Genomic DNA, 24,605 nt, shown 5'->3' with positions numbered 1-24,605 from the left:
GGGGGAGCCGGATGACGATGGACGACCTGCACGACCGGGGCCGTGAGAACTTCGCCGGGCTGGTCGAGGGCGGCGCGGCGCGGCTCGACGCGTTGTTCGCCACCGTCCCGGCGCTGGGTGAGCTGGCGGTCGGCACGGTCTACGGCCACCTGCACGAACGCCCGGCGCTGGACGGCCGGACGCGGGAGGCGGCCACGCTGGCGGCGATCGTCGCGTCGGGGATGGTGGGCCCGCCGCTGAGCGTCCACCTCCGCACGGGCCTCGCCTCGGGCCTGTCGCCGGCCGAGGTCTGCGAAGTCGTCGTCCAGACGGCGGCGTTCGCGGGTTTCCCCCGCGCGGTTTCGGCGGCCGACCAGCTGAACCGGCTCTTCGAAGGCCACGGCCTCCCCATCCCGCCCCCGCCCTCGCCGCGCGAGGTGGTGCTGGCGTACCTCGCGGAGCCCGAAGCCGAGGTCGGCGAGGTGCTCGGGGAGTTCCCGCGCACCGAGGTCCAGGCGACCGGGCCCGATCGGGTGCTGGTCTCGTGCTTCGGGGACGACCCCGTGCCGGGCGCCGTCCTGCACTGCGCGGTGACCGGCCGCGAAGTCGCCTCCGTCACGGTGTTCCGGCCCCGCTGACCAGGCCCGACGGAAATTGTCGGTGGGTCGGCTTACTCTGGTCGACGTGGCTTTCGCAACCGAACACCCCGTGCTGGCGCAGTCCGACTTCCGGCCCGTCTCGGAGATCCCCCGGGAGGGCGGCCGGTTCGAGGTCGTCAGCGACTACCAGCCCGCCGGTGACCAGCCGGCGGCCATCGACGAGCTCGAACGGCGCGTCAACGCCGGCGAGAAGGACGTCGTGCTCCTGGGTGCCACCGGTACCGGCAAGTCGGCGACGACCGCGTGGCTGATCGAGCGCGTGCAACGGCCGACGCTGGTGATGGCGCCGAACAAGACCCTCGCCGCGCAGCTGGCGAACGAGCTGCGCGAGCTGTTCCCGCACAACGCGGTCGAGTACTTCGTCAGCTACTACGACTACTACCAGCCCGAGGCGTACATCGCGCAGACGGACACGTACATCGAGAAGGACTCGTCGGTCAACGACGACGTCGAGCGGCTGCGGCACTCGGCGACGATGAACCTGCTGTCCCGGCGTGACGTCATCGTGGTCGCGAGCGTGTCCTGCATCTACGGCCTGGGCACCCCGCAGTCCTACCTCGACCGGTCCTCGAAGCTGAAGGTCGGCGAGCAGCTCGACCGGGACGTCTTCCTGCGCGCGCTGGTCGACGTGCAGTACACGCGCAACGACATCGCGTTCGCGCGCGGCACGTTCCGCGCGCGCGGCGACACGGTCGAGATCATCCCGGCGTACGAGGAGCTCGCGATCCGCGTCGAGTTCTTCGGTGACGAGATCGAGAAGCTGTACTACCTGCACCCGCTGACCGGGGACATCGTCAAGGAGGTCGACGAGGTCCGGATCTTCCCGGCGACGCACTACGTCGCCGGCCCGGAACGCATGGAGAAGGCGATCAAGGGCATCGAGCAGGAGCTCGAGGATCGCCTGGCGGAGCTGGAGAAGCAGGGCAAGCTGCTGGAGGCGCAGCGGCTGCGGATGCGCACGGCCTACGACATCGAGATGATGCGGCAGGTCGGGTTCTGCTCCGGCATCGAGAACTACTCGCGGCACATCGACGGCCGCGGCCCGGGCACGGCGCCGGCGACGCTGATCGACTACTTCCCGGACGACTTCCTGCTGGTGATCGACGAGTCGCACCAGACCGTCCCGCAGATCGGCGGGATGTACGAGGGCGACATGTCCCGCAAGCGCAACCTGGTCGAGTTCGGCTTCCGGCTGCCGAGCGCGGTCGACAACCGGCCGCTGACCTGGGAGGAGTTCTCCGACCGGATCGGGCAGACGGTGTACCTGTCGGCGACACCGGGGCCGTACGAGATGGGCCAGGCGGCGGGCGAGTTCGTCGAGCAGGTGATCCGGCCGACCGGCCTGGTCGACCCGAAGGTGGTCGTGAAGCCCACCGAAGGCCAGATCGACGACCTGGTGCACGAGATCCGGGAGCGCGCGGAGAAGGACGAGCGCGTCCTGGTCACCACGCTGACGAAGAAGATGTCCGAAGACCTCACGGACTACCTGCTGGAGCTGGGTATCCGGGTGCGCTACCTGCACTCGGAGGTCGACACGCTGCGCCGGATCGAGCTGCTGCGGCAGCTCCGTGCGGGCGACTTCGACGTGCTGGTCGGCATCAACCTGCTGCGCGAGGGTCTCGACCTGCCGGAGGTGTCGCTGGTGGCGATCCTCGACGCGGACAAGGAGGGCTTCCTCCGGAGCGGGACGTCGCTGATCCAGACCATCGGCCGTGCGGCGCGAAACGTGTCGGGCGAGGTCCACATGTACGCGGACAAGATCACCGACTCGATGCGGCACGCGATCGACGAGACCGACCGCCGCCGCGAGAAGCAGGTCGCCTACAACCTGGAGCGCGGGGTCGACCCGCAGCCGCTGCGGAAGAAGATCGCCGACATCCTCGACCGGGTGTACAGCGAGGCCGAAGACACCGAGCAGGTCTCGGTGGGCGGCTCGGGCCGCAACTCCTCCCGCGGCAAGAAGCCCGAGCAGGGTGACCGGGTGCGCAGCTCGGGGATGCTGGTCGACAAGAACGTCTCGGCGATGCCGCGCGCCCAGCTGGCGGACCTGATCCAGCAGATGACGGACCAGATGATGCAGGCGGCGCGCGACCTGCAGTTCGAGCTGGCCGCCCGGCTGCGTGACGAGATCTCGGACCTGAAGAAGGAGCTGCGCGGAATGGACGCGGCAGGCATCAAGTAGGCGCGGGCCAGGTGGTCGGGCGCCCCGCCCGGCGGTCGTGGGCCGGTGTGGTCTGGTCTCGGTGGCCGGACACCACCTTGTGGCGGTCTGTGGGCGCCTGCCGAGCTGTCGGCGCGCCTGTCAGAAGCCACGCTATCGACCATTACACCATCAACGGTATAGTTACACCATGGCGATGAACATCAAGGACGCGGAGACCGAGCGCCTCGCCGCCGAGGTCGCCGAGCTGACGGGCGACACGAAGACCGGTGCCGTCCGCGAAGCCCTGCGGCTGCGTCGTGACCAGCTCGTGGCGCGGGACAACGCCGAACTGCGGCTGAAGCGGATGCGGCGAGTACTGGAAGAGGAGATTTGGCCGTTGATCCCGCCTGAGGAGCTCGGGAAGCCGATCCCGAAGGACGAATGGGAAGAGATTCTCGGGTTCGGGCCGGGTGGCGTGTGATCGTCGACAGCTCCGCCCTAGTGGCGATCCTTCGACGGGAGCCGGATCACGAATGGCTTGAGGAGCGCCTCGCGGAGGCGGACTCGGCCAAGATCGGCGCGCCGACTCTCGTCGAGGTCGGCATCGTGCTCACGGTGAAGCTCGGCGCGCGGGGCCGGCTGGTGCTCGCCAGGTTCCTCCAGGACAACCGCATCGCGGCCGTCCCCTTCACCGAAGAACACGCGGAAGTGGCGATCGAAGCGTTCAAGCAGTACGGGAAGGGGCACCACCCCGCCAAGCTGAACATGGGCGACTGCCACAGCTACGCCACCGCCAAGATCGCCCGGGAACCGTTGCTGTGCATCGGGGACGACTTCCCGCAGACCGACCTCGAACTCGTGAAGCTCGCGTCGTGAACGTCGAAGCCGTCGTCGCGTACTGCCTCGGGAAGCCCGGGGCCGAAGAGACCTACCCCTTCGGTGACCACGTGCTCGTCGCGAAGGTCGGCGGCAAGGGCTTCGCCTTCATCGGGCAGGAGCCGCCCGGCAGCGTCGCCGTCAAATGCGGGGCCACCAGGGACGAAGCCGCCGAGGTCCGGGAACGCCACCCGGGGTCTGTCACCGTCATGGACTACCTCGGCCGCTACGGCTGGAACCGCGTCGAACTCGGCTCCGGCGTCCCCGACGCCGAGCTCGAAGAACTCATCGACACCTCCTACGAAGACGTCGTCCGGAGGCTGCCGAAGGCGAAACGGCCCTAGCCCGGCGCCGGTGCCTCCGAGTCCGGCTGCAGCATGCCGAAGATGTTGCCTTCGGTGTCCTTGACGTACGCCAGCCAGCCGACGCCCGGCACCGGGCTCTTCGGCAACGCCAGCGAGCCGCCCGCTTCGGTCACCGAGTCGAGCGCGTGGTCGAGGTCGGCGACGGCGATCGTGTTGACGAAACCGTGCACCGGAGCCGATTCCCCGGGGGCCGGGCCGACGCGGGGGACGAGCCCGCCGTCGATTCCGTTGCCGTCGCCGGTCGTGATCACCCAGTACGGGATGTCGCCCCAGCGTTCGAACTTCCAGCCGAACACCGCCGTGTAGAAGGCCACCGCGCGCTCGGGCTCGCCGGCGTGGATCTCGAAGTGGACGGGACGAGGCATGCGTGGCCTCCTCGGGCCGGGCCGTCAAGGTGACGTGAGACTACGCCCGGCCCGAGGAAAGCCCCAGAAGTCAGAGCCGTGGACGCGCCGAAAGCGTGAGGTCGGCGTCGAAGTCCGGGAAGCCGGCCGGCGCGCTCCTCGCCGTCAGACCCGACGTAGCAGCCGACGCAGGCAATCCCGCCCAGCGCCGGACCGTCGCGGTCGCCGCGGCGGCGTCGGCCGCGGGCAGCTGCGCGATCTTCGAGCCGTGGTTGCCGCCCGGCACGTAGTAGCGGTACGAGTCGCGGCTGCCGAAGCCCAGTTCGAACGGCTCGGCGCCCCACGGGTCGTTCGAGCCGTAGACGAACAGCAGCCGGGTGCCGCGGGACTTCACCCAGAAGTCCACGTCCGGCATCGCCAGGTAGTCGAACCGCGGGATCTTGACCGACGAAGGTACGAACGTCTTCGGCTGGTCGGCGCCGGGGTAGCGGAGCAGGTCTCGCAGGTAGCCGTCGTAGGCCTCGGGCGAACCCAGCTGCGTGGCCGCCTGGTAGTAGTACGGGATGTACGGCGACAGGTCCTGGTCGGAGTAGGTGTTGAGGCTCTCCACCTTCTCGTACCAGGCGTAGACGTCGGCCGCGGGCGCGCCCGGCGCGGGCACCGTCGCGCAGTCCGCCTGCGTCTGGTACTGCCAGAAGGCGAAGTACGAGTCGATCACCGAGATCTCGAGGGACTTGTCGGCCGAGCCGACGATCGAGAACGTCAGCCCGCGCTTCGCCGCGTCCGCCGCGGCGATCACGCCCAGCTCGCCACGCCGTTTGAGCGCGTCACGCTGGATCGCCTTCAGCGCGTCACGGCAGCCCGGGTCGTTGCCGACCCGGGAGAGGAGCCGGTTGTAGACGTCGAGCGGGTCGATGACGTCGTTGGGCGCGACGTACGGGATCGTCGCGTCGACGTCGTCGGGGAAGAAGCGCCGGAAGTACGTCGCGGTCATACCGCCCTTGCTGCCGCCGGTGGCCAGCCACTTGCCCGGGTAGATCGCCTTGAACGCCTGCACCGCGTGGTGCTCGTCCGCGGCGGCCTGCCAGATCGTCAGCTGCTTCGCCCAGTTCTCCGGCTGCGGCCGCGACGGCGTGAAGTACCGGTACTCCATCGAAAGCTGGTTGCCGTCGACGATCTGCGTCGGCTCCGACCGGTTCGGCGCGGTGCTGACGTTGTAGCCGCTGGTGAAGGCGACCGTCGGCGCGGTGAAGTCGCGGTGCAGCAGGGTGAACCGCTGCTGGAACGTGCCCGCGCCGGGGTGGCGGTGGTCGGCGGGCTGGGTGAGGGTCAGCTCGAAGAACCGGAACCCGGCCGGCGCCGGGTCCTCCTTGACGATCGTGAGGCCAGGGATCTTCCGCAGCGCGGCCTCGATGTCGGTCGCCGCGCCCGCGGCGGGCGCGAGCCCGGCCAAGGCCAGCACGACCACCGTGACGGCGATGAACAGTCTGCGCATGGACGCACCCTCCCCGGCTTCGGAACCCACCGTGGGACCCTCACAGAACCGGCCGCGGTCGGCAATCGGCTGTCCGGGCGCACAATCGGTCAGATCCCGACTTTCGGCGGGTGGCGCGCGCGTCCTCCGCCGTGCGCAACGGCGGGCACCGTGCGAGTTGTCCGGGTGATCAGCGCCACGTTACGGTCCGAACCCGTAGGCACCGGCATCGAGCGAGGGGTCCGCCCATGAAGGTTTCCGACTGCCCTACGACGCAGGTCGAAGTCCGCATCGCCGCGGGGCCGGCCGAGGTCTGGTCCTGGCTGCTGGACATCGACCTCCCGGCGCGGTTCTCCACCGAGTTCCAGGGCGGCGGTTGGGTCGAGGGTTCCGAGCCCGGCCTGGGCGCGCGGTTCCGCGGCCGCAACTCCCACCCGGTCGCCGGGGAGTGGGAGACGGTCTCGACGGTGACCGGCTACGAGCCCGAGCGGCTGTTCGCGTGGGCCGTGATGGACGTGACGAACCCGGCCGCGTCGTGGCGCTTCGAGCTCGTCCCCGACGGCGACGGCACGATCCTGCGCCAGTGGGCCCAGATCGGGCCCGGCCCGTCCAACCTGACGACGATCATCGGCTCGATGCCCGAGCACGAGGAGGAGATCGTCGCGATGCGGCTGGGCGAGCTGCAGGGCAACATGCAGAAGACGGTCGAAGGCATCAAGACCCTCGCCGAGAGCGGCGTGCGCGCCGCCTAGCGGAGCACCTCGTCCACATAGGACTTCACGGCGGCGAGCGCGGCGGGCGCGCGCCACAGCCGCTCCACCTCGGGGTCGTCGGTGTGGCGGTGCTCGGCGATCCGTTCGTGGAAGGGCTGGCGGATCTGGGCCTTGGTGTGCGCGAACGGCTCGGCGGGCAGCTCGCCGAGCCGGGTCGCGACGGCCAGCGCCCGGTCGAGCACGTCGTCCGCCAGCTCGTCGACCAGCCCGCGCGCGAGGGCGTCCTGGCCGCCGTGGACCTCGCCCGAGTAGGTGAGTGCGGGCAGCGGCGTCGTGCCGTAGGCGCAGCGCAGGATCTCCAGCGCCGAGAGCGGGAACGGCAGCCCGACCAGCAGCTCGGTCACACCGATGGTGCCGGGCCCGAGCACGCGGTGGTCGCACGCGGCGGCGAGCACGGCGCCGCCGGCGATGGCGGGCCCGTTCAGCGCGGCGACCACCGGACGCGGGAAGCCGAACACGGCCAGCAGGGCGTCGGACAGCAGCGGCAGGAACTCCGACACGTAGGACGCGCCGCCGTCGTGGAGCCGCTTGAGGTCGACGCCCGCGGAGAAGATGCGGCCGGTGCCGGTGAGCACCACGGCGCGGGCCGCCGAAGCTTCCTCCAGCCGGAGCACGAGCTCTCGGCAGGAGTCGCTGTCGAGGGTGTTGGCCTTGCCGTGGTCGATCCGCAGCACGGCGACGTCGTGGTGGCTGTCCAGGGTGATCGGCACGCGCCCGACCGTACCCCGGGGGAGCGGCCCGCCGCGGGATTACCGCGACCGGCCGCCCCGCGTCTCAGCTCGTGATGTCCTTCCGGGCGAACCGCCGCCCGGCGTAGAGGAAGAACACCGTCCCGTAGATCACCGCCGAGAGCATCCCGCTCGCCAGGTTGGTCCAGTCGACGTCGGTCGAGATCAGGTCCATCCACGAGAACGCGTAGTGCGTCGGCAGGTAGTTGCGCAGGCCTTCCAGCGCCGTGATCTGGTCGAGGATCTGCGACAGGATCGCCACCAGCACCGCGCCGCCGACCGCGCCGAGCGGGGCGTCGGTCGTCACGCTCAGGGCCAGCGCGAGCCCGGCCACCCAGGCCAGCTGCAGGATGATGTACACAGTGGACAGTGCGATGGCGAGCAGGCTGTCGCCGAAGGACACCGCGTCGCCGGTCGGGCTGATCGCGTCGCCCGCGCCGTACCAGAGCACCCCGACCCCGAGCGAGACCAGCGGCAGCAGGATCAGCGCCGCCGCCGACAGGATTCCCGACGCGATCGCCTTCTGGCGCAGCACCCGGTGCCGCGGCACCGGGATCGCCAGCAGGTACTTCAGGCTCGACCACGACGCCTCGCTCGCGATGGTGTCGCCGAAGAACAGCGCGACGATCATCGGCAGCAGGAACGTGCCCGACACGAACAGCGCCAGCACGACGAAGTTCGGCGCGGACGCCGTGGCCAGGTCGACGAACCCGCCGCTGCGCCGGTTCGGGTTCGACTGCCCGGCCTCGAACGCGATCACCAGGATGAACGGCAGGAGGGCGACGAACCCGAGGAGGAACTGCGTGCGCCGCCGCTTGAGCTGGCGGCGCAGCTCGACGCCGAGCCGCAGCGTCCGCCGCGCGGAGTAGCCCGCGACGGCACCGTCCGGCCCGACCTCGGTGTGTTCGTGCGACGCGACGTCGGTCAGCTCGTCGAGCGCGTGCGGGTCGGTGTGGACGCCCGAATTCGAAGTGTTCACGACTCGTCTCCGACCAGTTGCAGGAACGCGTCTTCCAGCCGGCGCCGGGGCCCGGCCTGCTCCACCGCGACGCCGGCGCGGACCAGCGCCGCGACCGCCTCGGCGCGCGGCAGCCCGTCGAGGTCGGCGTGCACGAGGTCGCCGTCGACGTCGACGGAGGTGACTCCGCCGGCCGCCTTCAGCGCGGCAGCGGCCGCTTCCGGGTCGTCGACCCGGAACGTCGCCTCGCCGCCGGCCGCGGCCAGCTCGCCGACCTCGCCCGCGGCGACCAGCGCGCCGCGGTGCATGACCACGACGTGCGTGCAGGTCTGCTCGACCTCGGCCAGCAGGTGGCTGGACACCACCACGGTGCGGCCGGTGGCGGCGTAGCGCTGCAGCACCTCGCGCATCTGGTGGATCTGGGGCGGGTCGAGCCCGTTGGTCGGCTCGTCGAGCACCATGAGCTCCGGCAGGCCGAGCATCGCCTGCGCGATCGCCAGCCGCTGCCGCATGCCCTGGCTGTAGGTCCGCACCCGCCGGTCGACCGCGGAGCCGAGCCCGGCGATCTCCAGCGCCTCGCCGAAGTGCGCCCTTTCCGCCGGCCGTCCGGTGGCCGCCCAGTACAGCTCGAGGTTCGCCCGGCCGGACAGGTGCGGCAGGAAGCCGGAGCCCTCGACGAACGAGCCGATGCGCGAGAGCACCGGAGCGCCCCCGGTGATCTTGTGCCCGAAGACCCGGATGTGGCCCTTCGTCGGCGTGATCAGGCCCATCAGCATCCGCAGCGTGGTCGTCTTGCCCGCGCCGTTCGGCCCGAGCAGGCCGAGCACCTGGCCCGGCTCGACCCGGAAGGACAGGTCGTTCACCGCGACGAACCCGCCCGGGTACTCCTTGCGCAGCCCCTCGATGACCAGCGGGGTGGCGGCGAGGTCCGGGTCGATGTCGGTGGCCCGGCGGCGGCGCAGCACCGCGAAGAGCACCGCGGCCAGCCCGATCGCCAGCGTCACGCCGATGCCCACCAGCTGCCCGACCGGGGCCGGCGAGCCGACGGACGTCCCGGGTACGACCGGCACGGCCAAAGCGGTGCCGCCGGCCAGCGCGACCCGGAACACCGCGGGCGCGGCCGGCGTCGCGAACGCCTGGTCGGTCGTGCCGACGACCAGGCGCAGCGAGTGCCCGCCCTCGATCGGCCGGACGATGCCGGGCAGCGTCACCGTGACCTGGACCGGCGTGCCGTCGGCCGGCAGCCCGCTCACCCGGAACGGGGCGATCGCGTTGGCCGGCAGCACCCGGGAGCCGTCCTGGCCGACGTCGTAGAGCTTCGCGAACAGCACCGCGTCCGGTTGCGGGTGCGCGGGGTCCGCGGCCACCTGCAGCCGCACGGTGGAGGAGCCGCTGACGACGACCTGCCCGTCGACCGGCGCGGTCGTGAACTGCGCGGCCTGCCCGGGCGGGTCGTTGCTGAACAGCGCGCCCAGCCGCGACGTGCTGCTCGCGACGCCGTTCAGGCCGGGGATCCCGCTGACCGCCGAGGGGTTCGCCCCGGCCGGGCGCACGATCGCCTGGGCGGGGCCGCCCATCGCCAGCAGCCGCCGTTCGGTGGCCGGGCCGGTGAGGCCGGGGTAGGTGTCCGCGGTGACCGTGCGGACCGACGGCGTTCCGTTGGCGCGCAACGTGCCCTGGACGTCGTAGCTGAACCCGGTGCCCGGGTCGCCGCCGTCGACGGCCGTCCACAGGAAGTCCGCGATCTTCGCGCGCAGCTGCGGTCCGGGCTTCCCGCCGTCGTGGCCGCCGGTGTACCAGATCGTCCGCACCTTGCCGCCCGCCGCGGTGATCTGCCGCGCGGTGGCGTCGGACTGGTCGAGGCCGAACAGGGTGTCGCTCTCGCCCTGGACCAGCAGGGTCGGGACGGCGATCTTGTCCGTCACCGAAACGGGGGAGACGCGGCGCAGCAGGTCGACGCTGGCCTGGCTCGCCTGCCCGGTGGTGCCGAGCTCGGTGTAGGCGCGGCAGACGGCGGCGGTGAACCGGCCGCACGGGTCGGCGGGCCCGCTCTGGCGACTTCCGCCCGCGACCGGGGGCACGGCGGGGACGGCCGCCGCGGCGCCCGCGGCCCCGGTGGATCCCGTGTCGGTCGCCTGGCCGGCTTCCGGCGCTTCGGCCGACGGCGAGCCGCCGGAAGCGGCGCCGGACCCGGCCGAGAAGAAGATGCCGGCCCAGCTCTTCTTGAACACGCCGTCGGTCGCGAAGGCGCCGGCGGCCGGGGTGCCCGAGGCTTGGAGGCCGGGCGTGGCCGCGTTGGGGACCAGGCCCTGCGCGAGGTCGTTGTAGGTGATCACCGGGGCGATCGCGTCGACGCGCTTGTCCGTGCCGGCCAGCAGCAGCGAGAGCGCGCCGCCGTAGGAGGCGCCGGTGACGGCGACCTTCGGGTCACCGCCCGCGTCGGTGGTCACCTGGTGCTGCGCGACGAGCCGGTCGATCAGGCGGCTCGCGTCGGCGACCTCGCCGTCCGGGTCGTTGAGCCCGATCTTGCCGGTGCTCTTGCCGAACCCGCGCGCGGACCACGTCATGACGACGAAGCCCTTCCGCGCGAGTTCGCGCGCGTCGTCGGCGACGCTGTTCTTGTCCCCGCCGAAGCCGTGCGCGAGCAGCACCGCGGGCGCGGGCACGGTGGCGGGCAGGTAGGTGGTCGTGTCGATCTTGACCTGCTCCGCCGAGCCGGGCGCGGCGGGCATGTCGATCAACGCGTCCTGCGTGGGCACCGGCGGGGGCGCCGCGGGCCGCGTGATCCAGAAGACCGCGCCGGCGGCCAGGACCACGACGACGGCGGCGAGCGCGGTGAGGCGGGCTCCGCGGGTGCGCGGGAGCGGGAGTCGGGGCACGTGACGAACCTATTTGAGGGTTGCTGAGAACGCCGCCCGGGCCTCACAGCGATCACACGCCCGGGACCGCCAGGTGGACTCGGGTGACCGAAATTACAGGACCAACCCGGTGACGTGCGCGATTCCGGCTGGCGCTCGGGCGGGGACAACCGGCAAACTGGACGCGCTGTGAGGGGAGTATTCCTTCGCGGCGGTGTCGTCAGCACGGTGGCCTTGCGTCCCCCGGCACCGTCGGCCGGTGTTCGCACCGGCGGAAGAGACCTCCGGTTAGTTGCTCATGCGCACTATCCGGAGGTTGGAGTTTCATGACTGTCCCCCTGTGGCTGTGGATCGCCACGATCGGTGGCCTGCTCGCGCTCATCGCGCTGGACCTGGTCATCGTCGATCGCAAGCCGCACGAAGTGACCACGGGGGAAGCCGCTCGCTGGGTGATCTTCTACGTCTCCTGCGCGATCCTCTTCGGTGCGGGCGTGTGGATCTTCGCCGGGCACGACCCGGGTGTCGAGTTCTTCACCGGGTACATCACCGAGTACTCGCTGAGCGTCGACAACCTGTTCATCTTCATGATCATCATGGCGTCGTTCAAGGTGCCCGCCATCCACCAGCACCGCGTGCTGCTGGTCGGCATCCTGCTCGCGCTGGCTTTCCGCAGCGTCTTCATCGCCGTCGGTGCCGCGCTGATCGCCCAGTTCGTCTGGGTGTTCTTCCTCTTCGGCGCGATCCTCGTCTGGACCGCGGTGAGCATGCTGCGCGGCAAGGGCGAGGACGAGGAGTACCACGAGAACGCCGTCACCCGGCAGGTCCGCAAGTTCGCGCCGGTGACCGACGACTACCACGGCCACCACTACACGGTGAAGCTGAACGGCAAGCGGATGATCACGCCGATGCTGCTGGTGATCGTGGCCATCGGCTCGGCCGACCTGCTCTTCGCGGTCGACTCGATCCCGGCGATCTTCGGCATCACGCAGGAGGCGTTCCTCGTCTTCACCGCCAACGCGTTCGCGCTGATGGGCCTGCGGCAGCTGTACTTCCTGCTCGGCGGGCTGGTGACGAAGCTGGTCTACCTGACCTACGGCCTCGCGGTGATCCTGGCGTTCATCGGCGCGAAGCTGTTCCTGCACGCCCTGCACGAGTACCACGTCGTGCCGGACTGGCTGGACATCAACAACTGGGTCTCCCTCGGCGTCATCATCGTCGTGCTCACCGTGACCACGGTGGCCAGCCTGGCGAAGGCCCGGCGCGACGAGCGCAAGCAGGTCGCCGCGTAAGTCCCGACGAAGGTCGTTCGCAGCGCTAAGGATTTCGGGTACCGTCGGGGACGTGCGTCCTGCCGACATCGAAGCCCTCGTCGTCCCCGGCCGTCCCGCGCTGCGCGGGAACCTGCTGCTCACGGCGCTGAAGAAGCCCGACCTGAAGACGAACGCCGCGCACAGCTCGGTGCGGCGCGTCTCCCTCGACGGCGGCGAGTCCGCGTGGACGCACGGTCCGCGCGACTCGGCGCCGTCGATCTCCCCGGACGGACGCTGGGTGGCGTTCCTCCGCGCCGGGGAGGGCAAGGGCGCCGACGGCAGCCCGCAGCTGCACGTCATGCCGGCCGGCGGCGGTGACGCGCGCCGCCTGACGTCGCTGCACCTCGGCGCCGGCGAGCCGGTCTGGGCGCCGGACTCGCGACGGATCGCCTTCACCGCGCGGGTGCCCGAAGCCGGCCGGTACGGGACGGCGGACGCCGGCGACGAGACGCCGGAGCCGGCCGCCGAGGCCCCGCGCCGGATCACGCGCATGGACTACCGGATCGACGACATCGGGTTCCTGGGCGACCGCACGCAGCGGCTGTTCGTCGTCGACGCGCTCACGGAAGACGTGTCACCCGAGCCCGAACCGCTGACCGGTGACGGGTTCGACGTCAGCCAGCCGGTGTGGACGCCGGACGGCGCCCGCGTCGTCTTCACCGCCCCGCCGGACTGGGGCGCGGCCGAGAGCGACTACCGCGACCTCTGCGCGATCTCCGCCGAGGGCGGCGAGCCCGAGGTCGTCGTGCGGGGCGAGGGGTTCTCGGAGCGCCCGGTGTTCGCCGCCGACGGCACGTTGTTCTACTTCGGACAGTCCTTCGAGGAGCACCACGAAGCCGCGATGACCGGCCTCTACTCGGCCACGCCGGAGTTCGGCGCCGGCCCGGTGAAGGCGCGCCGGCTCACCGACATCGAAACCGTCGACTGCGACGCCTCGGCGGGCCCGCCGGCGCCGCGCGAGACCGACGTGCTCGTCGCCGTTCGCAACCGCGGCGCGGTGGAGCTGCGCGCGGTCGCCACCGACGCCGCGGACGCCCCGCTGGCCGACCTGCCGGTGGTCTACGCGGACCGGACGGTGCTGCGGTCGTTCACGTTGGACGGCTCGGTGCTCGCCGCGGTGCTCGCGACGCCGTCGACGTCGGGTGAGGTCGTGCTGCTTCGCGACGGAGTCCCGCAGGTCCTGACGGACTACTCGAAGCCGTTGCGCGACAAGGGCATCCGGCCGTTGGTTGAGCTGGAGACCACGGCGCCGGACGGCTACCCGGTGCACGGCTGGCTGGTGCTGCCCGAGGGCGAGGGCCCGCACCCGGTGCTGCGCGTGGTGCACGGCGGCCCGTTCGCCCAGCAGGACTGGGCGGTGTTCGACGAGGCGCAGGTGTACGCGGCCGCGGGGTACGCGGTGGTGCTCGGCAACCCGCGTGGCTCGGCGGGCTACGGGCAGACCCACGGCCGCGCGATCACGCACGGCTTCGGCACGGTCGACGTCGACGACGTCCTGGCGCTGCTGGACAAAGCTCTGGAACGGCCGGACCTGGACGCCTCCCGCGTCGGCATCATGGGCGGTTCGTACGGCGGGTTCATGACGAGCTGGCTGGCGGCCCACCACGGTGAGCGCTTCAAGGCGGCGTGGAGCGAGCGCGCGGTCAACGCGTGGGACTCGATGGTCGGCAGCTCCGACATCGGCTACACGTTCGTCGACGCGTACATCGGCGCTTCGCCGGAGGTGCAGCGCGACCGTTCGCCGCTTTCGTACGCCGCGCAGATCAAGATCCCGTTCGCGGTGGTGCATTCGGAGGAGGACTGGCGCTGCCCGCTGGAGCAGGCGCAGCGGATGTTCGTGGCGCTGCGGCGCGCGGGCGCGCCGGCGGAGTTCCTGCTGTTCCCGGGGGAAGGCCACGAGCTGTCCCGGTCGGGCCGGCCGCGCCACCGCGTCCAGCGCTTCGAGGCGATCCTCGAGTGGTGGGCCCGGCACCTGTAGGTCTCTTGCGCCGGTGGCCGGCGCCTGCGAATGTCCGTGGTCATGACGCTGCCCGAGGTGGACTTCGAGCTCGAGACCTGGCGGATGGTGCTGTTCCGGGCGGGGCCTCGCGCCGGGGAGATCCCGGAGGAGATGGCTCGCGAGCTGCGGGCCCGGCACCTGTCTTCGGCGCGCCAGCAGCAGGCGGCGGGAACGCTCCTGTTCGCGGGCGCGGTCCCGGCGCCGTCGTCTTCGCTGCCGGTGACCGGGGTGGCGTTCTTCCGGACGTCGGAGGCGGAGACCCGCGCGATCCTCGACGCCGATCCGGCGGAGCAGGCCGGGTTGATCGCGTCGGAGATCGTCGGGTTCGTGTGCCCGCGAGGCACGCTGGGCTGAGCAGCCGCGTGCGCCGGACGAACACGGAGGTCGCGCGCTCGGTGCCCCGCACTCGAACGGCATTGTTCCGCACGCACGATGAGGTTCATGGTCGCCACGCTGCAACCTCCACCGCACTGGAGGTCAAACAGCGCGCGGTGACGTGCGCTCAGTTCAGCAGCGTGTAGTTCAGCTCTTCGCAGACGCGGCCCAGCGGGACGTCCAAACCCGGGTGGTCCAGCGGCAGCAGGACGTCCGGCGCGATCGGCAGCGCCGCGCCCGCCGGCGGGTCCCACAGGCAGATCGCCGGGTCGCCGGAGTCCATCGAGGAGCGGTACCAGAGGCCGTCGAGGTCGCTGAACGCGCCGCGGATCGCGCGGGCCCACGCCTGCGTCAGCTTCTTCGGCCCGCTGGAGATCTCCTGCGAGGCGCCCACCCGCGTCGGCCACAGGCCGGTCAGGTCGAGCAGGCGCAGCGTGCGGGTCGGGCGGACGACGACCAGCCGGGGGCCGCGCGTGCGGCGGTCGACCGCCGAGCTCGTCTGGAAGACCTCCGCGACCGAGGTGCGCACGGTGAGGCCGAAGTAGAGGACCCCGTTCGCGGGATCGGTGACCGGTGCGCCGCCCCGGCCGGGCGACTGCTGGTCGAACCGGCCGTGCGGGAGCGGGCCGGTGTAGCGGAACGAGTTCCACTGCTGGGGGTGGTTGCCGTGCGCGGTGAAGATCCGGACGAGCCTGGTCGCGGGCTGGACCGTCACCACGTCGTTGGCGCGGTTCAGCTGCCGGACCAGGACGGATCGGGCGGGCGGCAGCGGGAGCCGGGCCATGGGTCGGGGGTGGTCCGTCCTTGTCGGTGATCTTGCTCGGGAAGGCCCAGCCTAGAACGGCGAGCCGAGCGTGGCGATGAGGCGGGCGACGTGGTCCGGATCACCCCCGGAAAGGAGCCATTGGCGCGGGGTCGCGGGATGCTCGTTGATGACGAGGTCCGGCTGCGGGGTGCTCATGAACGCGGCGACGACCAGGGCGGGCTGGTCGTCGGGGAGGGCTTTGAGGACCACTTCGAGGCCGGGCAGCACGCCCGAGCCGGCGAACTGCCACGCGGGGAGCCGCCAGCCGCCGTCCTTCCAGCCGGTCAGCCTGCCTTCCTTGAGGCGGTGGCGGATCCGGCTGTCGTCGACGCCGAGGGCCTTCGCCGCCTCGTTGACGCTGAGCGCGCCTTCGGCGAGGACGGCGTGGGCGGCGACGGTGCGGGCCCGGAAGTCCGGTTCGCCCTCGCGGTGCGGCGAAAGATCGAGGCCGACGTCGGTGAGCGCGGCGCGCTGATCGGCGGAGAAGTAGTGCGAGGGATCCGGATTCGGCGGGGAGAGCCTGCGCGCCGCGTCTTCGACGAGCGTGAGGAACTCGTTCGCGTCGACCTTCAGGCCCGCCTTGGCGAGGATGTTCTCCAGCGCTACCGACATGAGGCTCAGGTTAACCCGAAACAGCGCGCGTGTGCGGGTTCGTGCGGTTTCTTGCCCTGACTGTGGGTGAATTCACCAGAGATCGACACTTACCGCACATCAGTCAACACGTTGAGTAAGCAACTTCCGGTTAGTCTGCCCGCATCGGACGACGTTGTCCAGGCTTGACAGAGTGCTTCCCCGGACTTACGTTCCGTGTGAGTAAACGATTTCCGCTCCGTGCTCACAGGATCCGGCGGGTTGGCGCCGGCCATGGGGGACACAGGGGGTGGGGCGTGCCTGGGGGGCCTGGCACGAGCCGGCCCCCCAGGCACGTCTGTCCCCGGAGGCCACAGCTTCGACCCGACCCTCTGGGTGCGTGAGCCGACCCTCTGGGTACGTGAGCCGACCTTCTGGGTACGTGAACCGGCTCGGTCGGCCTCAGCGGCGGGAGCTCTTCCGCTCGATCAGCCGGGCTTCGAGCGTCGTGGTCGTCGCGTCGCGGGTGCTGTCCGTGATCCTCGCCAGCAGGAGCTGCGCCGCCACGCGGCCGACCTCGTAGGCCGGCTGGGCGACGACCGTCAGGGGCGGGTCGATGAGCGTCGTCCACGGGGCGTCGTCGAACGAGACGATGCCGATGTCGCGGCCCGAACGCAGCCCGCGCGACGACAGCGCCTCCAGGACGCCGATCGCCATCGTGCTGTTCGCGACCAGCAGCGCGTCCGGCGGCGACGGCTCGTCGAGCAGCTCCAGCGCGGCCAGCCGGGCGCCCTCGGCGCGGTACTCCGCCCGCCGGGACAGGACGTTCGCTTCGCCCACGACGCCGGCGTACCCGGCCAGGCGGTCGTCGGCGGTGCGGACCCCGGCGGGCCCGGTCAGGCAGCCGACGCGGCGGTAGCCGCCCGCCAGCAGGTGCCGCGTGGCTTCGGCGGCCGCGTGGCGCGTGTCGACCAGGACCTGGTCGCCCGCGTCGGCCGGCAGCGGGCGGTCCACCGCCACCAGCGGCGTGCCCTGACGTCGCAGGCCCTCGACGTTCGTCGACCGGCCGGTGGGCGACAGCACCACCCCGGCGACCCGCTCCTGCAGCGCGACCTCGATGTAGCGCCGTTCCTTGTCTTCGTTCTCGTCGGAGTTGCAGAGCACGACGGAGTAGCCCGACCGCTGCGCGAGGTCCTCGACGCCGCGCGCGATGGCCGTGAAGAACGGGTTTTCGACGTCGGAGATGATCAGCGCCAGGACGGCGGTCTCCTGACGGCGGAGGTTCCGCGCCAGCCCGTTCGGGTGATAACCGAGCTCGGCGGCCGCTTCCTGGACGCGCGCGGCGAGCGTCGGGTCCACAGTGGACTTGCCGTTGAGCGCGCGCGACACGGTCGCCGTGGAGACGCCGGCCCTCGCCGCGACGTCGCTGATGGTGGCCACACGCCCTCCCTGATCACCGGTCGAAGGGAGGATAGCGCTCTTGGTAGTCGTTTACCGTCCGCTTACCTTCCCGGGTGAGGGGCCACTTCCGGTTGCCCGCACGGGTTACGCCGAACGGCGCCGATCACGCCCGGTCTCGTCCACAGTGGAGGGTGCGCGGAAGTAGCCGCGTGGGGTCAGCCCGGTCAGGGCCCGGCAGTCCCGGCTGAGGTGCGCCTGATCGGAGTACCCCGCGGCGGCGGCCAGCGCGGCCAGCCCGGCGACGCGCGGAGCCAGGGCGACGGCGCGCTGGAAACGGCTGACGCGGAGGTAGGTGGCCGGCCCGTACCCGACGGCTTGGACGAACCGCCGCCGCAGCCGCCGCTCGCTCACCGCGAAGGGCCCGGGGTCTTCGAGCCGAGCGGCCGCGACATCCGGCGCGCCGGACTGAGGGGCGCGGGGAGTGCCTGGCTGCCCAAGGAGGGCGGCGAGTTGCGCTGGGTCGGTGCCTTGCCGGGCGAGCACCGCGGCGGCTTCGGCGACCTGGGTCGGGTCGGCGCCTTGCCGGGCGAGTGCGGCCGCGATCGGGGCTGAACCTGCGCCACCCCGGGCGAGCGCCGCGGCGGCTTCGGCGACTTGCGCCGGGCTCGCACCGCCCCGGGCGAGCACGGCGGCGGCCTCGGCGGTTCCCATCACCATCGCCGTCGCTTCCGAAACCCGCGCCGCCCCCGCGTCCAGCCTCGCGATCAACGCCGCCACCGCCGGGTCGGGTGGTGGCGCCTCCGCCAACCGGGACGCAACCGCTTGCGCCGGCGTCAGCTCGCCCGACAGCAACCGCTCCGCCAGCTCCTCCCCGGCTCGCCCCCACAACTCGCCCAGGGACACCCGGCGATCGCGCAGCTCGTCGGCCGCCACGCCGAGGACCGCCGGGGCCCGGCCCGGCGTGAACCGGACCCCTCGGAGCTCGGCCCGCGGCCGGGTCACCGACGACCACGCCGCCGTGTCCGGGCCCGCGATGAACACCCCGCCGTCGCCGACGACCAGGTCCAGGCAGCCGTCGGGGACGATCCGCTTCGGTCCCGCCGAAGCCGACCGCCACACGCAGCGCGCCACGCCCGCCAGCGGCCCGGGTGGTGCCGCCTCTTCGTACATACTCCAGATCATGCACCCGGGGTCCGACAAAACCTCCGACACCACCATCGACTCCCTGGCCTGGATCCACCTCCGCGACCGCCGCCTGCTGTCCGTCCGCACCACCGGGAAGACGAAGTTCTACCTCCCCGGCGGCAAGCGCGAACCGGGCGAAGGCGACGTCGCCGGGCTGTGCCGCGAGATCCGCGAAGAGCTGGGCGTCGAGCTCGACCCGCTCACCTTCCGCTTCTTCGCCGCCCTCGAAGAGCAAGCCGACGGGTTCGCCGACGGCCGGGTCGTCCGGATGACCTGCTACACCGCCGACCACCAGGGCGAACCCACGCCGTCGGGGGAGATCGCCGAGGCCGCCTGGCTCACCTCGGCCGACGCGCCGGCCTGCCCGCCCGCCGGTCAGCGAGTCCTGCGAATGCTCAGTGAAGCGGGGCTCGTGGAGTAGGGCACCCGTTTGGGTGAAAGTTGGACATCTCGGAAATTGCGGCTAACGCGCAGTGAGGTCACGGCGAGATATAGGTCGACGCACTCGACGGAAGTGCGCGCGACGAGAGAAGACCTCTCCATGGGTGTTCCCACCGCGATCCGCCCGAGCCGTGACTGCCCGGGCCGCGCCCGGTCGGCCGGCAGTGTCGTGGTCGTCCTGGGCGTGCTCGCCGCGGCCTTCGCGGTGACGTCGTTCGTCGTGCCCCGGACCGAGCGCGGGCCGGCCAAGGAGGAGACGGTGGCCGCACCGGTCGTCCCGGCCGCGGTCGCCACCGCCAGCCACTCCGTCGTCTATGAACTGCTCGGCGCGCACGGCGCCCAGGACGTCACGTACGCCGCCGAGGGCTCGGCGCTGGCCCAGCGCGCCGAGGTGACGACGCCGTGGTCGGCGGAGTTCACCCGCGTCGGTCCGGCCGGCCGGACCGAGTTCTACAGCATCGCCGCCCGCAACCCCGGGCCTGGCGAGCTGCGCTGCCGGATCGTCGTCGACGGGGTCGTCGTGGCCGAGAAGGCCGTCGCCGAGCCGGGTCGCCAGTTCAGCTGCGCCGTCTGACGGGATCATGGGCGGCGTGAACGACGCCGCGATCACCTTCGGGCCTGCCCTGGTGGCGGTGCTGGTCCTGCTCGCCGTCGCCGGCACCGCGGTCGTCCAGGCGGGTGGCCTCGGGCGGGGCCGCGACGTCCTGGTCGCCGCCGTCCGGGCGGTCGTGCAGCTGGCCCTCGTGTCGCTGGTGATCACCGCCGTGCTGCGGTCGGCCCCGCTCACCGGGCTGTTCGTGCTGCTGATGTTCGGCATCGCCGCGGTGACGTCGGCGCGTCGCGCCGGCACCTGGGGAAACCTGCCCTGGACCGCGTGCGCCATCGCGGCCGGCGTCGCACCGGTGCTCGCGCTGGTCCTCGGCGCCGGGGTGGTCCCACTCAAGCCGATCGCGGTCGTGCCGATCGCCGGCATCGTCATCGGCGGCGCGATGACCGCGACGTCGCAGGCCGCCCGCCGGGCGCTCGACGAGCTGAAGGCCCGCCACGGCGAGTACGAAGCCGCCCTCGCCCTCGGGTTCATGCCCCGGGCCGCCGCGCTGGAGATCTGCCGCCCGTCGGCCGGGCACGCCCTGATCCCGGCGCTGGACCAGACCCGCACGGTCGGCCTGGTGACACTCCCCGGCGCCTACGTCGGCGTGCTCCTGGGCGGCGCCGGCCCGATCCAGGCCGGCCTGACGCAGGTGCTGGTCCTGATCGGGCTGCTCGCTGCGGAAGCCGTCTCGATCCTGGTGACCGTGCAGTTCGTCGCGGCCGGGAAGCTCAGCCGAGCGGACTGGCCAGGTGGCTCGTGTCGTTGAAGCGCCGCACGATCCAGTTGTCGCCGTGCAGCACCAGGTGTGAGACGGACCCGTTGTCGGCGCCGAGGAACGCGAACCGCTCGACCGAGCGGCTGGCCTGCGCGAACACCTCGCCGATCACGCCGCCGTGGGTGAACACCGCGACGCGCTGGTCGGGGTGCGCGGCGGCGATCCGCGTCAGCGCGCCGCGCAGCCGGGCGCCGAACCGCTCGTCGGACTCCGCGCCCGGGATGACGTCCCAGCGCTGCTCGGCCCACAGCCGGTCGACGATCGGGTGGCCGTCGGTGGTGTGCCGCCGGAACAGCCCGTTCTCCCAGTCGCCGAGGTGGATCTCGCGCAGGTCCGGCTCGACGACCGGGGTGATCCCCAGCTTCTCCGCCAGCGGGGCCGCGGTCTGCACCGTGCGGCGCAGCGTCGTCACGTAGATCGCGTCGATCCGCTCGCCGGCCAGCCGGACGCCGACGCGCTGGGCGTGGTCACTGCCCTCCGGCGCGAGGTCCGGGTCGGCCTGGCCGTCGACCAGGTCGAAGGGCTGGCTCGCCCGAGCCGGGGCCGATTCGCCGTGCCGGACCAGGAAGATCTCGGTCGCGCCGGACGGCGGGCGGAAGCGGTGCTGGCGGTATTCGATCTCCTGCTCGGGCGTGGTCATGGCCCCGAGATTAGCCGAGTTGCTTGTCCACGAAACACCATCGCCACGTCTCGCCCGGCTCGAAGCTGCGCATGACCGGATGGCGGGATTCGTGGAAGTGCCGGGTGGCGTGGCGGCGCGGCGAGGAGTCGCAGCAGGCGACGTTGCCGCACTTCAGGCACATCCGCAGGTGCACCCAGGTCGTCCCTTCCTCGACGCAGGCGGCGCACGTGTCCTTCGAGCTCGGCTCCTTGTCGGTCCAGTCGTGGGCCAGGTGCTTGCACGAACCGGCCGTCGCGGCCGGGGTACGCAGTTCGCGGCCTTCGACGTCGGGTTCCTCTTCGTCGCGGTCCAGCATGGACTCTTCGATGTCGAGCCGCTCCAGGACCTTCCGCAGGACGTCGTCATCGGCGCTGCCGGCGTCCCGGGCCTTCAGGAACTGCTCGCGTTCCACTTCGAGGAGCTGGATCCGCAGGCGGCGGTAGGCGTCGCTCGGCGTCTCGGCGAGGACGCTCTGCCTGCCGAGCTGCTCCCACGCGGAGTCGGAGCGGTTCTGCAGCCGGTCGCGGATGCGCTGGATGATCTCCGGCGGGTCGTCCGGCCGCTGGATCTCCTCGAGCTTCGCCAGCGCCGCGGCGGTCATGTCGTGCAGCACGGACGCCTCCTGCAGCGCGTCCTCCGCCGGGTCCGGCCGCGGCAGGCGCAGCCGCCGGATCAGCGGCGGCAGCGTCATGCCCTGCAGGGCCAGCGTGCCGGCCACGACGACGAACGCCGCGAGCACCAGCACGGCTCGCTGCGGGGTGTCCGCGGGCAGCACGAACGCCGCGGCGAGCGTGACCACCCCGCGCATGCCCGCCCAGGAGATCACCGCCGAGTAGCGCCACGGCCAGATCTTCGACCGGGTCTTGCCGGGCAGGAACCGCCGTTCCAGCCGTTTCACGGTGCCGATACCGATCAGCCACACCATCCGCGTGACGATGGTCGCGCCGAGCACCGCGACGCAGATCCAGGTGAGCAGTCCCAGCGACAGCCCGGATTCGCTGACTTCGGACAGGATCCGCCGCAGCTGCAGGCCGATCAGCAGGAAGACCATGTTCTCCAGCAGGAACGCGATGGTCTGCCAGTTCAGCCTGCTGGCCAGGCGCGCCGAGCCGGAGAGGATCTTCGGGGCCTTGTGCCCCAGGATGAGCCCGGCGACGACCACCGCGAGCACGCCGGACCCGTGGATCGCCTCGGCCGGGATGTAGGCGATGAACGGCACCGCGAACGACAGCGCGGTGTCGAGCACCGGCTCGTTCATCCGGGCCCGGATGAACGCGGCCACGAACCCGATGACCAGCCCGACCACGATCCCGCCGATGGCCGCGCGGAAGAAGTCCGCCCCGACCTGCCAGAGGCTGACCGAGCCGGCCAGCGCGGCGATGGCCGTGCGCAGCGCCACCAGCGCGGCGGCGTCGTTGAAGAGGCTCTCGCCCTCCAGCAGCCGGATCAGCTTCCGGGGCATGCCGACGCGGCGCGCGACGACGCTGGCCGCGACCGCGTCCGGCGGCGCCACGATCGCGCCGAGCGCGATGCCGCCGGCCAGCGGGAGGTCGGGGATCACGGCCCAGGCGACGAGCCCGACACCGAACGCGGTGAACACGACCAGCCCGACCGACATCAGCCCGATCGCGCCGCGGTTCTTCCGGAAGTCGACCAGCGACGTCTGGATGGCCGCCGAGTACAGCAGCGGCGGCAGCAGGCCGAGCAGCACGACCTCGGGGTCGAGGTGGTACTCGGGCACGCCGGGGACGTACGACGCGCCGACCCCGACGACGATCAGGCACAGCGGGGCGGACCAGTCCAGCCGCCGCGCCACCGCGCTGACGACGAGGACCGTCACGACCAACGCCACTATCTCTGCCGCTATGTGCACCGGCTAATCATTACCCGCCCACCGCCGCGGGTGTCACGTGGCCACGGCGAGTCCCGCGCCTAGGCTGGGCCCGTGACGACGGTGGAAATCTCGGCCGGCGCCCTGCGCGGGTCCGAACAGGACGGGGTCAGAATCTTACTCGGGGTGCCGTACGCCGAGCCGCCGGTGGGGGAGCTGCGGTTCCGCGCGCCCCGGCCGGTGCCGCCGTGGTCCGGGGACCGCGACGCGACGAAGTGGGCCGCACGGGCGCCGCAGCCGGAGCTGACCGGGCGGGGCTTCACCGGCGACGAGGACTGCCTCTACCTGAACGTCTACGCGCCGGCGTCGCCCGGCTCGTACCCCGTGCTCGTGTGGATCCACGGCGGGGGCGGCGTGATGGGCGCGCCGCATCAGTTCGACGCGTCCGCCTACGCGCGGCGAGGTGTCGTCGTCGTGACCGTCGCGTACCGGCTCGGGGTGCTCGGCATGCTGCACCTGCCCGGGGTCGCCGACGCCAACCTGTCCCTGCGCGACCAGGTCGCCGCGCTGGAGTGGGTGCGGGACAACGTCGGAGCTTTCGGGGGCGACCCGGGGCGCGTCACGCTCGCCGGGCAGTCCAACGGCGGCCGCACCGTCGGGACGCTGCTGGCCGTGCCCGCCACGCGCGGGCTCGTGCGGCAGGCGATCGTCCAGAGCGGCACCGGTGTCGGTTCGGTCGTGCACACACCGGCCGAAGGCGCGGCGATCGCTTCGGCGGTCCTTTCCGAACTGGACGCGACGCCGGACGACCTGGCGACGCTGCCCGTAAAGCGGATTCTCGAAGCGCAGCAACGGGTTTCGGCGGTGTCCGGGACCAAGGTGACCTACCGTGTGGTCATCGGCGACGAGTTGCTGCCCGAACGGCCGCTGGACGGCGTCCGCGACGTCCCGCTGCTCATCGGGACGACCGCCGACGAGGAAGACCTGTTCAGCTGGCTGCAGTCGGGCGGCGCGAAGCTCCTGGGCGTCGGCTCGACGATGCTGGACGCGTCCGCCATCGAAAAGGCCGTCGCGGCCTACAGCGAATTACTGGACTGGCCCGAGGAGCAGGTCCGCAACCGCGCGCTGACCGCGGGGGACTGGTGGATCCCGGCGATCCGCTTCGCCGAGAAGCAGCCGGACGCGTGGATGTACCGGCTCGACTGGCGGATTGCGCCGCGCGGCAAGGGGCTCGGCGCGCCGCACGGGCTCGACCTGCCGTTGGTGTTCGACGACATCCGCAACCGGAACTGGCGGTTCCTCTTCGCCGGGCGGACGTTCCCGGCCGAGCGGATGCAGGCGGTGGCGACGGAGATGTTCGACGCGTGGGTCCGGTTCGTCGCGACCGGCGACCCCGGCTGGCCGCGCTACACGCCGGCCGACCGCGTCACGCGCCTCTTCGACGACGTCTCCACGACTGTGTCCGACCCGGACCGCGACCAGCGCCTCCTCTGGGACTGAGCC

General features: G+C 71.9%; 24 protein-coding genes. 13 read left to right on the top strand and 11 right to left on the bottom strand.

Going from position 1 to position 24,605, the window contains the following annotated elements; genetic code table 11:
• The first annotated feature begins 11 nt into the window (after nt 1–11).
• The 5 genes from AB0C38_RS36045 (at nt 12) to AB0C38_RS36025 (ending at nt 4,001) form a co-directional block, all read left to right on the top strand.
• Complete coding sequence (locus AB0C38_RS36045) at nt 12–617, top strand: carboxymuconolactone decarboxylase family protein (RefSeq protein ID WP_360682172.1); 606 nt, start codon at nt 12–14, stop codon at nt 615–617.
• 46 nt (nt 618–663) lie between these two features.
• Nucleotides 664–2,820, top strand: coding sequence for an excinuclease ABC subunit UvrB (gene uvrB / locus AB0C38_RS36040; RefSeq protein ID WP_360682170.1), 2,157 nt, complete (start codon nt 664–666; stop codon nt 2,818–2,820).
• Between the two features lie 169 nt (nt 2,821–2,989).
• Nucleotides 2,990–3,262 carry a type II toxin-antitoxin system VapB family antitoxin gene (locus AB0C38_RS36035; protein ID WP_360682168.1) on the top strand — a complete coding sequence of 91 codons (273 nt, stop codon included), beginning with the start codon at nt 2,990–2,992 and terminating at the stop codon, nt 3,260–3,262.
• A 20-nt stretch (nt 3,263–3,282) separates the two neighbouring features.
• Complete coding sequence (locus tag AB0C38_RS36030; protein WP_360682166.1) at nt 3,283–3,657, top strand: type II toxin-antitoxin system VapC family toxin; 375 nt, start codon at nt 3,283–3,285, stop codon at nt 3,655–3,657.
• Complete coding sequence (locus AB0C38_RS36025) at nt 3,654–4,001, top strand: MmcQ/YjbR family DNA-binding protein (RefSeq protein WP_360682164.1); 348 nt, start codon at nt 3,654–3,656, stop codon at nt 3,999–4,001. The genes AB0C38_RS36030 and AB0C38_RS36025 overlap by 4 nt, the downstream gene beginning before the upstream one ends.
• Here AB0C38_RS36025 and AB0C38_RS36020 read toward each other — a convergent pair.
• Together AB0C38_RS36020 and AB0C38_RS36015 are read right to left on the bottom strand one after the other, a co-directional pair.
• Nucleotides 3,998–4,387, bottom strand: a complete 390-nt coding sequence (locus AB0C38_RS36020) for a VOC family protein (protein WP_360682163.1) — start codon at nt 4,385–4,387, stop codon at nt 3,998–4,000. The two genes, AB0C38_RS36025 and AB0C38_RS36020, sit on opposite strands and share 4 nt — an antisense overlap.
• A gap of 70 nt (nt 4,388–4,457) precedes the next feature.
• On the bottom strand, nt 4,458–5,861 hold the full coding sequence (locus AB0C38_RS36015; protein ID WP_360682161.1) for a S28 family serine protease: 1,404 nt from the start codon (nt 5,859–5,861) through the stop codon (nt 4,458–4,460).
• 227 nt (nt 5,862–6,088) lie between these two features.
• Between AB0C38_RS36015 and AB0C38_RS36010 the strand changes: the two genes are divergently transcribed.
• Complete coding sequence (locus AB0C38_RS36010) at nt 6,089–6,592, top strand: SRPBCC family protein (protein ID WP_360682159.1); 504 nt, start codon at nt 6,089–6,091, stop codon at nt 6,590–6,592.
• Here AB0C38_RS36010 and AB0C38_RS36005 read toward each other — a convergent pair.
• The 3 genes from AB0C38_RS36005 to AB0C38_RS35995 all read right to left on the bottom strand — a co-directional run bounded on the left by AB0C38_RS36005 (nt 6,589) and on the right by AB0C38_RS35995 (nt 11,178).
• Nucleotides 6,589–7,323 carry an enoyl-CoA hydratase/isomerase family protein gene (locus tag AB0C38_RS36005; RefSeq protein WP_360682157.1) on the bottom strand — a complete coding sequence of 245 codons (735 nt, stop codon included), beginning with the start codon at nt 7,321–7,323 and terminating at the stop codon, nt 6,589–6,591. The genes AB0C38_RS36010 and AB0C38_RS36005 overlap by 4 nt on opposite strands.
• Before the next feature lie 64 nt (nt 7,324–7,387).
• A complete protein-coding gene (locus AB0C38_RS36000) occupies nt 7,388–8,320 on the bottom strand; it encodes an ABC transporter permease subunit (protein ID WP_360682155.1) in 933 nt (310 codons plus the stop codon).
• On the bottom strand, nt 8,317–11,178 hold the full coding sequence (locus tag AB0C38_RS35995; protein WP_360682153.1) for an alpha/beta fold hydrolase: 2,862 nt from the start codon (nt 11,176–11,178) through the stop codon (nt 8,317–8,319). The genes AB0C38_RS36000 and AB0C38_RS35995 overlap by 4 nt, the downstream gene beginning before the upstream one ends.
• Nucleotides 11,179–11,483: 305 nt before the next feature.
• Here AB0C38_RS35995 and AB0C38_RS35990 point away from each other — a divergent pair, with 305 nt between their 5' ends.
• Genes AB0C38_RS35990 through AB0C38_RS35980 form a run of 3 tightly spaced genes read left to right on the top strand, consistent with a single transcriptional unit; the run spans nt 11,484 to nt 14,820 of the window.
• Complete coding sequence (locus AB0C38_RS35990; RefSeq protein WP_360682152.1) at nt 11,484–12,446, top strand: TerC family protein; 963 nt, start codon at nt 11,484–11,486, stop codon at nt 12,444–12,446.
• 52 nt (nt 12,447–12,498) lie between these two features.
• A complete protein-coding gene (locus AB0C38_RS35985) occupies nt 12,499–14,445 on the top strand; it encodes a S9 family peptidase (protein WP_360682150.1) in 1,947 nt (648 codons plus the stop codon).
• 42 nt (nt 14,446–14,487) lie between these two features.
• Nucleotides 14,488–14,820, top strand: a complete 333-nt coding sequence (locus AB0C38_RS35980) for a YciI family protein (RefSeq protein ID WP_360682148.1) — start codon at nt 14,488–14,490, stop codon at nt 14,818–14,820.
• A gap of 148 nt (nt 14,821–14,968) precedes the next feature.
• Here the strand turns inward: AB0C38_RS35980 and AB0C38_RS35975 are convergent, their stop codons facing one another.
• The 4 genes from AB0C38_RS35975 to AB0C38_RS35960 form a co-directional block, all read right to left on the bottom strand.
• The gene (locus AB0C38_RS35975) at nt 14,969–15,625 is read right to left on the bottom strand and encodes an RES family NAD+ phosphorylase (protein WP_360682146.1); all 657 of its coding nucleotides are present in this window, start codon (nt 15,623–15,625) and stop codon (nt 14,969–14,971) included.
• 51 nt (nt 15,626–15,676) lie between these two features.
• Nucleotides 15,677–16,258, bottom strand: coding sequence for a DNA-binding protein (locus AB0C38_RS35970; RefSeq protein ID WP_360682144.1), 582 nt, complete (start codon nt 16,256–16,258; stop codon nt 15,677–15,679).
• 420 nt (nt 16,259–16,678) lie between these two features.
• Nucleotides 16,679–17,656 (bottom strand): LacI family DNA-binding transcriptional regulator, encoded by a 978-nt coding sequence (locus AB0C38_RS35965; protein WP_360682142.1) that lies wholly within the window; start codon nt 17,654–17,656, stop codon nt 16,679–16,681.
• Nucleotides 17,657–17,761: 105 nt separating this feature from the next.
• Complete coding sequence (locus tag AB0C38_RS35960) at nt 17,762–18,787, bottom strand: helix-turn-helix domain-containing protein (RefSeq protein WP_360682141.1); 1,026 nt, start codon at nt 18,785–18,787, stop codon at nt 17,762–17,764.
• 10 nt (nt 18,788–18,797) lie between these two features.
• On the opposite strand from AB0C38_RS35960, the gene AB0C38_RS35955 reads away from it, so the two are divergent.
• From AB0C38_RS35955 to AB0C38_RS35945, 3 genes are all read left to right on the top strand, one after another.
• Nucleotides 18,798–19,223: an NUDIX domain-containing protein gene (locus tag AB0C38_RS35955; protein WP_360682140.1), complete on the top strand. Its 426-nt coding sequence runs from the start codon at nt 18,798–18,800 to the stop codon at nt 19,221–19,223.
• Nucleotides 19,224–19,343: 120 nt separating this feature from the next.
• Entirely contained in the window at nt 19,344–19,817 is a 474-nt protein-coding gene (locus AB0C38_RS35950; RefSeq protein ID WP_360682139.1) for an MmpS family transport accessory protein, read from the top strand.
• A gap of 16 nt (nt 19,818–19,833) precedes the next feature.
• On the top strand, nt 19,834–20,601 hold the full coding sequence (locus AB0C38_RS35945; protein ID WP_360682138.1) for an ABC transporter permease: 768 nt from the start codon (nt 19,834–19,836) through the stop codon (nt 20,599–20,601).
• Here AB0C38_RS35945 and AB0C38_RS35940 read toward each other — a convergent pair.
• Together AB0C38_RS35940 and AB0C38_RS35935 are read right to left on the bottom strand one after the other, a co-directional pair.
• Nucleotides 20,564–21,250 carry a histidine phosphatase family protein gene (locus AB0C38_RS35940; RefSeq protein ID WP_360682136.1) on the bottom strand — a complete coding sequence of 229 codons (687 nt, stop codon included), beginning with the start codon at nt 21,248–21,250 and terminating at the stop codon, nt 20,564–20,566. The two genes, AB0C38_RS35945 and AB0C38_RS35940, sit on opposite strands and share 38 nt — an antisense overlap.
• Before the next feature lie 10 nt (nt 21,251–21,260).
• A complete protein-coding gene (locus AB0C38_RS35935) occupies nt 21,261–23,144 on the bottom strand; it encodes a Na+/H+ antiporter (protein ID WP_360682134.1) in 1,884 nt (627 codons plus the stop codon).
• A gap of 72 nt (nt 23,145–23,216) precedes the next feature.
• On the opposite strand from AB0C38_RS35935, the gene AB0C38_RS35930 reads away from it, so the two are divergent.
• A complete protein-coding gene (locus AB0C38_RS35930) occupies nt 23,217–24,602 on the top strand; it encodes a carboxylesterase family protein (protein WP_360682132.1) in 1,386 nt (461 codons plus the stop codon).
• Nucleotides 24,603–24,605 lie beyond the last annotated feature (3 nt).

The organism is Amycolatopsis sp. NPDC048633 (genome assembly GCF_040650695.1).
In the GTDB taxonomy this organism is placed as follows: domain Bacteria; phylum Actinomycetota; class Actinomycetes; order Mycobacteriales; family Pseudonocardiaceae; genus Amycolatopsis.
This window is presented reverse-complemented; position numbering and strand designations above follow the sequence as displayed.

What these genes read in the sequence shown, in the direction of transcription:
- AB0C38_RS36045 (WP_360682172.1), top strand. Translation starts at nt 12, where the DNA reads ATGACGATGGACGACCTGCACGACCGGGGCCGTGAGAACTTCGCCGGG.
- AB0C38_RS36035 (WP_360682168.1), top strand. Translation starts at nt 2,990, where the DNA reads ATGGCGATGAACATCAAGGACGCGGAGACCGAGCGCCTCGCCGCCGAG.
- AB0C38_RS36020 (WP_360682163.1), bottom strand. Translation starts at nt 4,387, where the DNA reads ATGCCTCGTCCCGTCCACTTCGAGATCCACGCCGGCGAGCCCGAGCGC.
- AB0C38_RS36015 (WP_360682161.1), bottom strand. Translation starts at nt 5,861, where the DNA reads ATGCGCAGACTGTTCATCGCCGTCACGGTGGTCGTGCTGGCCTTGGCC.
- AB0C38_RS36010 (WP_360682159.1), top strand. Translation starts at nt 6,089, where the DNA reads ATGAAGGTTTCCGACTGCCCTACGACGCAGGTCGAAGTCCGCATCGCC.
- AB0C38_RS35990 (WP_360682152.1), top strand. Translation starts at nt 11,484, where the DNA reads ATGACTGTCCCCCTGTGGCTGTGGATCGCCACGATCGGTGGCCTGCTC.
- AB0C38_RS35980 (WP_360682148.1), top strand. Translation starts at nt 14,488, where the DNA reads ATGACGCTGCCCGAGGTGGACTTCGAGCTCGAGACCTGGCGGATGGTG.
- AB0C38_RS35975 (WP_360682146.1), bottom strand. Translation starts at nt 15,625, where the DNA reads ATGGCCCGGCTCCCGCTGCCGCCCGCCCGATCCGTCCTGGTCCGGCAG.
- AB0C38_RS35970 (WP_360682144.1), bottom strand. Translation starts at nt 16,258, where the DNA reads ATGTCGGTAGCGCTGGAGAACATCCTCGCCAAGGCGGGCCTGAAGGTC.
- AB0C38_RS35960 (WP_360682141.1), bottom strand. Translation starts at nt 18,787, where the DNA reads ATGTACGAAGAGGCGGCACCACCCGGGCCGCTGGCGGGCGTGGCGCGC.
- AB0C38_RS35955 (WP_360682140.1), top strand. Translation starts at nt 18,798, where the DNA reads ATGCACCCGGGGTCCGACAAAACCTCCGACACCACCATCGACTCCCTG.
- AB0C38_RS35950 (WP_360682139.1), top strand. Translation starts at nt 19,344, where the DNA reads ATGGGTGTTCCCACCGCGATCCGCCCGAGCCGTGACTGCCCGGGCCGC.
- AB0C38_RS35940 (WP_360682136.1), bottom strand. Translation starts at nt 21,250, where the DNA reads ATGACCACGCCCGAGCAGGAGATCGAATACCGCCAGCACCGCTTCCGC.